The sequence below is a fragment of the Aurantimonas coralicida DSM 14790 genome, assembly GCF_000421645.1.
GTDB lineage: Bacteria > Pseudomonadota > Alphaproteobacteria > Rhizobiales > Rhizobiaceae > Aurantimonas > Aurantimonas coralicida.
In genome coordinates, this window is record NZ_ATXK01000022.1 from 1 (window position 1) to 10,421 (window position 10,421).

8 protein-coding genes and 1 pseudogene are annotated in these 10,421 nt (G+C 58.8%); 7 read left to right on the forward strand and 2 right to left on the reverse strand.

Annotation, left to right across the window (positions count from 1 at the left end):
• Together H536_RS0121715 and H536_RS0121720 are read left to right on the forward strand one after the other, a co-directional pair.
• Positions 1-348 (forward strand): integrase core domain-containing protein (locus tag H536_RS0121715; protein ID WP_024352417.1); only part of this gene is annotated, 348 nt, incomplete at its 5' end.
• A gap of 721 nt (positions 349-1,069) precedes the next feature.
• Entirely contained in the window at positions 1,070-1,579 is a 510-nt protein-coding gene (locus tag H536_RS0121720; RefSeq protein ID WP_162142678.1) for a LuxR C-terminal-related transcriptional regulator, read from the forward strand.
• On the opposite strand, the gene H536_RS24670 is transcribed toward H536_RS0121720, so the two are convergent.
• Positions 1,520-2,107, reverse strand: coding sequence for a hypothetical protein (locus tag H536_RS24670; protein ID WP_082664297.1), 588 nt, complete (start codon positions 2,105-2,107; stop codon positions 1,520-1,522). The genes H536_RS0121720 and H536_RS24670 overlap by 60 nt on opposite strands.
• 330 nt (positions 2,108-2,437) lie before the next feature.
• Between H536_RS24670 and H536_RS23495 the strand changes: the two genes are divergently transcribed.
• The 5 genes and pseudogenes from H536_RS23495 to H536_RS0121745 form a co-directional block, all read left to right on the forward strand.
• Positions 2,438-4,093, forward strand: coding sequence for a midas domain-containing protein (locus tag H536_RS23495; RefSeq protein ID WP_024352419.1), 1,656 nt, complete (start codon positions 2,438-2,440; stop codon positions 4,091-4,093).
• An 82-nt stretch (positions 4,094-4,175) separates the two neighbouring features.
• Positions 4,176-6,110 (forward strand): hypothetical protein, encoded by a 1,935-nt coding sequence (locus H536_RS0121730; protein ID WP_024352420.1) that lies wholly within the window; start codon positions 4,176-4,178, stop codon positions 6,108-6,110.
• On the forward strand, positions 6,107-8,218 hold the full coding sequence (locus tag H536_RS0121735) for a type I secretion system permease/ATPase (protein ID WP_081652029.1): 2,112 nt from the start codon (positions 6,107-6,109) through the stop codon (positions 8,216-8,218). Before H536_RS0121730 ends, H536_RS0121735 begins: the two co-directional genes overlap by 4 nt.
• Positions 8,215-9,546 (forward strand): HlyD family type I secretion periplasmic adaptor subunit, encoded by a 1,332-nt coding sequence (locus H536_RS0121740; protein ID WP_024352423.1) that lies wholly within the window; start codon positions 8,215-8,217, stop codon positions 9,544-9,546. Before H536_RS0121735 ends, H536_RS0121740 begins: the two co-directional genes overlap by 4 nt.
• Before the next feature lie 17 nt (positions 9,547-9,563).
• Positions 9,564-9,861, forward strand: a pseudogene (locus H536_RS0121745) (IS66 family transposase); the annotation flags it as partial.
• A 276-nt stretch (positions 9,862-10,137) separates the two neighbouring features.
• Here the strand turns inward: H536_RS0121745 and H536_RS24850 are convergent.
• Positions 10,138-10,421, reverse strand: a 284-nt coding sequence (locus H536_RS24850) for a hypothetical protein (RefSeq protein WP_024352425.1), incomplete at its 5' end; no start/stop codon positions are given.

The following is a 10,421-nucleotide window of genomic DNA, read 5'->3' on the forward strand; positions in this document are numbered from 1 at the left end:
GAGTTGGACGCCATCATCTGCTGGCGTGGGCAGCCCGCTACGATCGTCTCCGACAATGGCACCGAACTGACCTCGATGGCGGTCCTGCGATGGTCCCAGCAGACCGGCGTCGAATGGCATTACATCGCGCCGGGAAAGCCCATGCAGAATGCCTTCGTGGAGAGCTTCAACGGGCGCTTCAGGGACGAGTGCCTCAATGACACGCTGTTCTCGACACTGTCCGAGGCCCGCAGCGCCATCACCTCATGGAAGGAGGATTACAACCATCACAGACCACACTCGGCCCTCGGCAACGTGCCGCCGGCCGAGTTCGCAATGAAATCCACACTGGAAACACAGGCCGCTTAAGGCCAAGAACGAAACTCAGGACTCTCCCTCAAACCGGAGGAGATTGGGGTCTCAGGTCAGAAGGCGCGCATCGCCGTAGCCAGAAAGATCGCCTGCATCCTCCACGCCATGTGGAAAACAGACACCCCATTCCGTTGGAGCCAAGTGACAGCATGATGACCGAAATGCTGCCAGACTGACCAACGGATGCGTCCCCGCCGGGACGTATGGCGCGGATTAGGCCGACCCTCTGAATGCAGTGCCAAACCGGTGACTGCGAGACTGCGAGGACCACTTTGGCTGATCCACCATCTGACGCCAACATGCGGCGACCATCGAGATCGACCGCGGAGAGAACCAAGAAGCCCGGCGTATGCACTTACGTTACAAACGACCCTTGACCCATGCGATTAGAAAACTTCAGTGGGCGCAGACCATTGCTCCGACGTTGACACACCTTCTCGACATTCCCTTAGGTAGGTAGCGTGACGGAGTATGGATATGATAAGCGAATATTAAGGGGTGCAAAGAGCGGTAAGGGGCATTGGTTGGGGAGGCTCGCAAGGAGAACTAACAATTGTCCGATCAAATTTGCATTCTTCTTTTCGTTCCGCAACCATGCTTCCGTCTTGGGCTTGCGCAAGCGCTTAGGGAAGATCCCCGAACAGCAGGTCTCCGGGTTTTGGAGGCGAGCGACTCCGACAGTGCGAACCTTATCATCACAACGCAAAAACCCACCCTGATGGTCGCGGACATCTCCGGTGCTCGAACCAGCGTCGTCGAACTCACACGCTTCGCGCGATGCGCAGACGTAGCGCCGAAGGTCCTGGTCATCAGTCCGTACGATCAGCCCTATCTGGTAAAGAAGGCGTTCGAGGCCAAGGCTTCCGGATATATTCTTGCCTCGACGACGGCGGAGGAGCTGGTCCGGGCCGTTATAACGGTCCTTGCCGGAGAACACTATCTCGATCCCATACTGGTGAAGGGGATAGTCGGCATAGGCACGGCGGGTTCAGAGATGGATCCTACACTCGTCGTCGACTCCGTGCCCAAACTCACCCCGCGGGAGATCGAGGTCCTAAAACGCGTCGCTTACGGCTTTAGCGCCAAGGAGATTGCGAGAGACCTCAATCTCAGCCAGAAATCAGTTGAGACTTACAAGACCCGTGGCGCTGCAAAGATGCAACTGGAGTCACGAGCGCAGATCGTGGCCTTCGCCAACCACGTTGGCTGGTTCGCTTTCACCCACTGACATTTTCGTCTCAATGGCCGCGGTGATCTTACTAATATGGGTCCACATTGAGCGGTTCCATGTATTCAGCTTCTCCACCTCACGTCCGATTGCAGCAATCCGCGCACCATCCATCGGACGGGATTTCCCATATGATACGGTAGCGCGGCGTTCGTCGATCCGCATGGCCTGTGTTTCAACAATGGTTTTCTCGTTGATGTCGTAGACGTACATTGCATGCAGGATGTCGTTGCGGAATCTCGTGGCCTTCTCGAAAGCCGACAGCAGCCCTTCCGTCTCTTTTAGAAGCTCTGGCTCACGGACTAGGCGCGCTCGCGCCAGGCGACGAAGGAGGTCGATCCGCGCCCGAGTGGTGTTCAGGGTCCCGAACACTAGAATTGCTCCGGCCCGGTCGGATCGCAAAAGGATTTCGATAAGGAGGGCTAAGACGCTCTCATTATTGGAAAAAGCGCAGGTGAACTCGCCGATCGAGCGATAAACGACGCCGACCGACGGCGGGTTCCTGTCTTTTGGGTCTGCAGGTTTCATAGGGTTTACTCCTGCTGTGTTTTCGCGGTGCAGTATGCTTTCCTATATGTAGCGTCGGGTTTTTTCCGACATGTATGGGGCTATTCCCGACAAGACAGAGCGCGTATAATTAACGCAGGGTAAGCGGATCAGAGGGTAACAAGAAAACCCGATGATCTTCTGGGGACCCAGGAGCTGCGGTCACGCCTGGCGATTGCCAGCCCACTAGCGCAACGGCCGCAAATAGCCAGTCTCCTTTGTAGGAGGCTTCCTGAAGCACCGCGACCCCGCGTGCTGATCCAGTAGATATTGGATGGACGTTTTCGGTCGCGCAATCGATGGAACAAGACAATGGCAGTCGACAACAATGACCGCAACCTGAACGCAGCCGTGCTGGGCGATGCCTATCAGAACAGCCAGGTGACGGAAGGTTCGAACAACGACAACTCCACCGACAATTCCGATACGCTGGAAGTCGGGTTCGAGGACAGCCTAAACGACAACTCGTCCGATGACGACACGACCAATGTCGGCATCGAGGACTCGTTTCAGGACAATTCCGACGACTCGCTGAATGTAGACCTGGAGGACTCCTTCAACGACGAATCCGTCGCCAACTCCGGCAACGACAACTCGACGAACACCGACAACTCCACCGATGACGATATCGCCGTCGGGTTCGAGGACAGCCTGAATGACAATTCGCAGACCGACAACTCGGACAATCTGGCCGTCGGGATCGAGGATTCATTCCAGGACAACTCCGACAATTCCACCGACAATTCGACCGATGACGATATCTCGGTCGGCATCGAAGACAGCCTGAACAACAACTCGACGAATGACAGCGGCAACGACAATTCGACCGATGTCGGGATCGAGGACTCCTTCCAGGACAACTCGGACAATTCCCTTGAGGTCGATCTGGCGGTCGCCGACTCGTTCAACGACAATTCCGTGGACGATAGCGGTAACGACAACTCGACGAATGTCGGGATCGAAGACTCCTTCCAGGACAACGACGACAACTCGACCAACCTGGCCGTCGCCGATGCCTTCAAGGACAGCTCGGACAACTCCAACAATTCGACGAACGATAGCGACAACGACAATTCGACCAATGTCGACGTCGGCATCGAGGATTCCTTCCAAGATAACGACGACAACTCCACCAACGTCGGCATCGAGGATTCCTTCCAGGATAACGACGACAATTCGACCAATGTCGACGTTGCACTGGAAGACGCCTTCAACAACAAGGCCGACAACTCGACCAACGACTCCAACAACGACAACTCCGAGACATCCACGGACGTCACCGTCGAGATCGCCGATTCCTTCCAGGATAACGACGACAACTCGGTCGACTTCGCGGATTCGTTCAACGACAGCTCGGATCAGTCGACTAACGTGGACGTCGATCTGACCGACTCGTTCAACACCGACAACTCGCAGATGACCGACAGCGGCAACGACAATTCGACCAATGTCGCCGTCGGTATCGAGGACTCGCTGAACTCGGCGGACCAGAGCTGGGCCAATTCGTTCAACAGCGACGACGATGTCATCGATATCGACAGCATCGCCGGCAACGTCGCCACCTTGGTCGGCACGATCGGCGGCGATGGCCTCTTCGCTTCCGATGGTTCGATCGGCATGATGGGCGACGGCAATGCCTTCTCCATCGACCAGGCGCTGACGATGGACGATCGCGACGACGTCTCCAACCCGAATGTCAGCATGAACATGGCGACGGGTAGCGGTGAGTGGTCGATGAATGCCGACAACACCGACGGTGGGAATGCCACCACCGGGAACGGCTCGATCTCGACGGCGGGCGATGGCTCGGACATCGAGGCCTCCGCGGATGCCCTGTCGGGTGCTTCGGCTGGCCACGAGGCCTTCACCCAGGCCATCTCGCAGGGCGCCAACGTCCAGTACACCACGGTCGACATGACCGTCGTGGGCGGCGGCGATGCCGAGGACGTCTACGGCGATCACGCCTGATCCTAGTCTTCGAACTGGTCCGGGGGCGGAATCCGCCCCCGGACCTTCTTTCTGAAAGGCCTCTGACCAGGACGCTGGACCCATGTTTCTCTCGACATCAGAAGAGATCATCTCCCGCTTCGTTGGCCTGAAGCTCATTCCCCTGGTCGAACAATGGCGGGACGTCGATTACGGCGGTGCCACGGCTCCCTTCCCGAAATTGCAGCTTGATCCGATCGGTACGCTGGGAGATGTGCGGGTCGACGGTTTCCTTTATACTCGGCTGATGCCCGGTCAGATCGAGATGGAGAACGACGTCTTTCGTCTGAGAGACGCCTTCACCCGGCCGGTGCAAGGGCCCGACCCGATCAACGTCAGCGTTCCGGAGATCAGCTTTCGCGACCGGCCGGATTACGGGGTTACGGAGAGCACGCCGAGCTTGAGCTTTTCGGTCGAATCGAGCGGGAGCTTTTCGGTCGAATGGAGCTACGAGATCTCCTACGAGCCGGGTTGGATTGGATCGATCCTATCGGTCTATCACCAGGTGCATTTCCTCGACGATCGCGACACGCTCACCATGGGGGACGGCCCGGACGCCGAATTCGTCGAATCCATCGCCCAGACATTCCGGGAGATGGTCACCCTGGCCCCGACCCTCGCCCCCGCGCCGAAATTGCCGGACACGGTCGCAGACATGCGGGACACGCTAACCGTCTCTTCGCAAGGAGCCGGGCACGATCCGCTGGCGAGCGAGCATGACGGGGTCTACGTCAACGGCCGCCTTCTTGCAGAAGGTGAGAAGGCGCCGGACATCTTCGCGATGACCAAGGCCCTGCAGGAGGTGCCGGAGTCGGAAGACGGCACGGCAACCCTGACGACCGGCGGGAATACCGTCGTCAACGAAGGGGTCCTGACCAATTTCAGCACGCTTGCGCCTGTCTCCGTGGTGACGGGGGACTGGCACGAAACGAATTCGATCTCGCAATTCATCGTGCGCACCGGGACGCAAACCGATGCCGCCGGCATGACCGCTTCGGTCGACAACGCTTACAACATCGCCACATTTGAGCGTATCGATCTCTTCCCCGGTCCGGCCCCGGTCAGCGCAGATTTTCCGTTCCCGGTGAACTACACGATCAACGTGATCCATGCCGATCTGAAGGTCGTCAATTACATGGCCCAAATGCAGGTCGTCCTCGATGGCGACAGCGTGGTTCTGACAGCTGTCCATCATGAAGCGATCTTCGAGGCCGGCGGCAATCTTGGGGTCAACTCGTTCGACATCACCGATCTGTACGGGATGTACGACATCGTCATCATCGGCGGCAGCGTGTTCGAAGGCAATTTCCTGCGTCAGGTCGTCGTGCTGTCGGACGATGACACGATCGATAACCAGGCCGGCGTGACGGGCATGTCCGGAACGGCCGGCGGCAATCTGGTCGCCAATTACGGTGCCATCGTCAATTACGGATCGGTCGATTTCTCACGGATGGGAGACGACATCCGGGATCTCGTTGGCCGTATGATGAACGGCCAGCCGGCTGGCGACGGACCCGGTGCTGAACTGTCCTTTCTCGCACACTCCAACCTCGAGGTTCTCTATCTCGACGGCGACGTCTACGAGATGAACATCGTCGACCAGGTTTCGATCCTCGACGATTCCGACACCATCCGGGTTATGGCAGACGTTGCGGATACGCTGTCGCACGACGTAGGCCTTCCCCTGCACTGGGAGGTGTCGACCGGCGCCAACGCGGCGATTAACGCGGCGACGATCCTCGATATCGATGACGTGAGCCTCATTCGGTATCTCGACGGTGAATATTACTCCCAGTCGATGCTCATCCAAGCCGATATCATCGCCGATGACCCTGAAGGCATCCAGACATTCGACACGCATACGTTGGCACCAGAGGTCATCGCCTTCACCACGTCTACCGACGAAGATGACGCTGAAGGTTTGGCATCGGGCAGGTATATTCCGGGCGCCGACTTTGCCGCCGGGTACCATGACGGCCTCGGCGGAATAACAGCATGAATATAGCTTCGAGGGGGCGTCTTATGGATGGTGCGCACGATAGACATGCCACGCGTCCGAGAGCCGAGAGGCAAGCGGGAGTAGAACGCATTATACGAGAAATGGAAGAGGAGATCCGAGAATACTTACTAAACGATGCCCCAGTCCCAATAGAGGTACCTGACGCTAAGCCGCCGCAAGGGGTATCATCAGATGCCAGACTCGACGGAGAGGGCAGCAAAGGCGATAGGCAGCGACAGGCAAGAGCTGAACGCCTGATAGAGCCAGAGCCACCTTCGGCCAAGCCGGTCATCGAGATGGAGCCGAATTCCGCGGAAATCCGCTCTGAGATAAGCGGCGACGACGGGGAGGGGCGCAAAATACCGGTCAAGCCGCCCCTCGTTGCCAAGCAGAGTTCGGTCAACTTTCGGCTTGCGGTCCATCAGGCCCGTGCTTCAATCCGGCGCAACATGATTTTTGTCATCGCCTTCACCCTCTTGGTGAACTGTCTGGTCCTTGCGATCCCGCTTTACCTCTTCCAGATTTCTGATCGTGTCCTGACGTCGCGTTCGACCGACACGCTGGTCATGCTGACCATCGTGGTCGTCGGTGCTGTTATCGGTCAGGTTCTCCTCGATACCTGCCGGCGGACGATCCTCATGCGAACGGCCGTGCAGGTGGAATCGACCCTCGGGTCGCCTGTCCTGTCGGCCGCAGCCCGCAGTTCGATCGGCGGCAGTGGCAAGGACTTCCAGATCCTCGGCGATCTGCAGCATATTCGCAGCTTCCTGACCGGGCCCACCCTGATCGCAATGCTCGACGCTCCATTGGCACCGCTGTTCGTGCTGGCGGTCATGATCATCCACCCGCATCTCGGCATGATCGTCTGCGTGGCGATCGTAGTGCTTCTCCTGATCGCCTGGGTCAATCGGAAGATGACCTCCATGCCGTTCTCGGATTCCTCCGGCTTCACCGCCCGGTCGAACATGACGCTCGATGCGCTGGCTCGGAACGCGCAGATCGTCAATGCTCTCGGCATGATTCCGGAAGCCGTGAAGATGTGGGGGCGGGACAATGCCGCGTCACTCAAATCGCAGACCATCGGACAGGACCGCAACACCTGGCTTTCCGGCTTGTCGCGTGGCGCCCGCCTCCTGACTCAAGTCTCCATGCTTGGCTGGGGTGCCTATCTAGCTCTGGACGGCCACCTGACGGGCGGCATGGTCATCGCGTCCTCGATCATTGGCAGTCGCGCCCTGGCACCTGTCGAGGGAACGATCGAGGGGTGGCGTCACTGGTCCCAGTGTCGGTCATCGTGGGGCCGGATTACAGGACTTCTCATCAATTCGCCCCTGAATATCGATCGCCTGCGCCTGCCGTCTCCGCAAGGGCGCCTCGATGTCGAGCGGCTTCTCTATGTGCCGCAGACTACCAAGAAGGTGGTCCTCAACGGCATCTCCTTCTCTCTGAAGCCCGGAGAGCAGCTCGGCATCATCGGCTCGTCCGGAGCCGGCAAGACAACGCTGGGCAAGATGCTGGTCGCCAGCTTTTCGCCAACAGCCGGCAACGTAAAGCTCGATATGATGGATCTCAGGAACTGGGATCAGCGGCAACTGGGGGAGAACATCGGCTACCTCCCTCAGGACGTGCAGCTGTTCCCTGCCTCGATCAAGGCCAATATCGGCCGCATGCGCGACGACGCTTCTGACGAGGACGTCTACGAGGCCGCGGCGCTGGCTGGCATCCACGAACTCGTCGCTTCGTTCCCGCAGGGGTACGAGACCCTCATCGCCGTCGATGGTGCTCCCTTGTCCGGAGGGCAGAAACAGCGGATCGGCCTTGCCCGAGCATTCTTCGGTAATCCGCGCCTCGTCGTTCTCGACGAGCCCAACTCCAATCTCGACACCGCCGGCGAGAAGGCGCTTGCGGACGCCATGAAACGCGCCCGCGAGAAAGGCACGACGATTGTTGCGATTACCCAGCGTCATTCCCTTCTCCAGCATGTCGACCGGATCATGGTTGTGGAAAATGGCGCGGTCGCGGCGATTGGGGAGCGATCGAAGATGCTGGCAGCGATCACCGGGCGAAAGCAGGCGCCGGCGTCTGACAATGGGAGGATCAGCGCATGACGAAAAAGCCCGTCATCGAGGAATGGTATCAGGATGTACCCCGTTCGATCCGGGGGGCGGTTCTGGGCGGGACCGCGATCGCGCTGGTGATTTTTGGTGGATTTGGCTCCTGGGCGGGCACGGCGCCATTGTCCGCCGCCATCGTCGCGCCCGGATCGTTCATGGTGACTGGACGCAACAAACAGGTCCAGCACCTCGAAGGTGGCATCATCGACCGCATTCTCGTCGCGGAAGGCGAGCATGTGACAAAAGGTCAGACGCTGGTCCTTCTTGATGAAACCCGACCCCGCATGGATGTCCGGCGCCTGTCCCTGCGGCTCGCCTTGCTGCAGGCCAAGAGTGCCCGCCTCCAGGCGATGATGCGCGGTGACAAGGAGGTCAACTTCTCGGGGATCCGGGTCGAAGCCGAAGACAGTTCCGAGAAGGAACGCATAATCGCGGCACAGAATAGCGTTTTCCACGCCGATCTTGCCGGTCTGGAAGGATCCGTTACGATCGTCGAACGCAACCGGAATTCCCTCGACGCTCGGCTGAGGGGCGCTCAAGCGCAGAAAAAGTCGGCGGAGCGTCAAAAGGTGCTGATCGCCGAGGAGTATGTCGGCAAGAAGAAGCTGCTCGATCAAGGCCTGTACCGCCGATCCGATCTCTTCACCATCGAGCGGGCCGCGGCCGAGGTGGAGGGTCTAATGGGGAAGATCGAGAGCGATATCGGCGACTTCCAAAGCCAGATCGAGCGGCTGAACGGTCAGATCGAGCAGGTTCACAAAGAATTCCGTCAGAAGGCGGCGGACGAAGTGCAAACGGTCTTCGCCGATATTGACGATATCCACGAGCAGCTGATGAACGCCCGTTCCGTGCTTGGCCGCGTCGACGTTCGCTCTCCGGTGTCGGGCATTCTGGTCAAGATGAACTATCATACGTCGGGAGGCGTCATCGAGGCGGGAAGCACGATTGCCGAAATCCTGCCGGATGGTGAAAAACTCCTGATCGAGACGGTGATCGATCCACATGATGTCGACGACGTGAGAGTCGGGCAGCATGCATCCGTGCGCCTGATGAGTTTCAATCAGCGCACGACCCCGCAGCTTCGAGGCGAACTAGTCTATGTATCGGCCGATACCGTTTCCGATCCCCGAGCTGGCCGGAACGAGAACGTTTATATCGCTCGCATTGCCCTCGGGCCAGCTCAGCGTCAACGGGTCGCGCAGCTGAAGATAACGCCCGGCATGCCGGCAGATGTCTTCATCGAGACTTCATCGCGCACGTTCCTCGAATATCTTATTAAGCCGATCAACGATTCCATGAGCCGGGCATTCCGAGAGAAGTGAAAAGCTGGAACGGTCCCTTGACGGGCTGGACCGGCATTCTCCAGACCGACGCCTAGTCGAGCTTTGGGGCGCCTCTATGCCACTGAGCGAAGTCCGAAGCCGCTGACCCAGGCGCTGTGCTGGAGCCACGCGCGCCGCAAGTTCTTCGAGCTTGCCGACATCGCCCAAAGCGCCCGGCGAGGAAAGAACGCCGCGCCGATCTCGCCCATGGCCCTGGAGGCAGTGAAGCGGATCGATGCCCTGTTCGATATCGAGCGCGCCGTCAACGGCCTGTCCGCCCATGATCGCCTGGCCATCCGCCAGGAGAAAAGCCGTCTCCACGAAGTCTGACGACGCCGATCATCTTGCTGCCAGAGAGGTCGGCCGCAAGATCCTCGTTTTCTAGTTAGTTAGAACGCCATTGGTGGCATTTGCTACCTAATGCCGGTTCGCTCGGTACCGAGCATCGCTGTCTGATGCTCTTGACCAGCTTCTCAAAAACCATATGGATTTCCACCGCAGCGGCCTGAAACGGAGCCAATTGAGTAATAGTCCAATTCTCAAAACGTTGACGAAGGCATCCGGTGGATTCCAGCGCGAAACGCAACATGCTCATGAGAAGCGGATTCGGACGTCCTTGCCAAGTTCCTGGAGGAGGCACTGGAAAGGGGTGATGAAGCCGAGGCATTTGCGCGGCGTGGTGTTGAGGCTGACAATGGCGTCCTGGAGATCGGCTTCGGACAGGGTGTCGAGATCGAGCCATCTGGGCAGCCATCGTCGCAATCGTCCGTTGGCGTTTTCGACGCCTCCCTTCTGCCAGGAAGCGTAGGCGTCGCAGAACCAGGTCGACATGCCGAACAGGTCGTCGAGCAGGCGGTGGCGGGCGAAGGCGGTGT

Excerpts from the sequence above, each read along its gene's own strand:
- H536_RS0121720 (WP_162142678.1), top strand. The coding sequence starts at position 1,070 with ATGGTCGCGGACATCTCCGGTGCTCGAACCAGCGTCGTCGAACTCACA.
- H536_RS24670 (WP_082664297.1), bottom strand. The coding sequence starts at position 2,107 with ATGAAACCTGCAGACCCAAAAGACAGGAACCCGCCGTCGGTCGGCGTC.
- H536_RS23495 (WP_024352419.1), top strand. The coding sequence starts at position 2,438 with ATGGCAGTCGACAACAATGACCGCAACCTGAACGCAGCCGTGCTGGGC.
- H536_RS0121730 (WP_024352420.1), top strand. The coding sequence starts at position 4,176 with ATGTTTCTCTCGACATCAGAAGAGATCATCTCCCGCTTCGTTGGCCTG.
- H536_RS0121735 (WP_081652029.1), top strand. The coding sequence starts at position 6,107 with ATGAATATAGCTTCGAGGGGGCGTCTTATGGATGGTGCGCACGATAGA.
- H536_RS0121740 (WP_024352423.1), top strand. The coding sequence starts at position 8,215 with ATGACGAAAAAGCCCGTCATCGAGGAATGGTATCAGGATGTACCCCGT.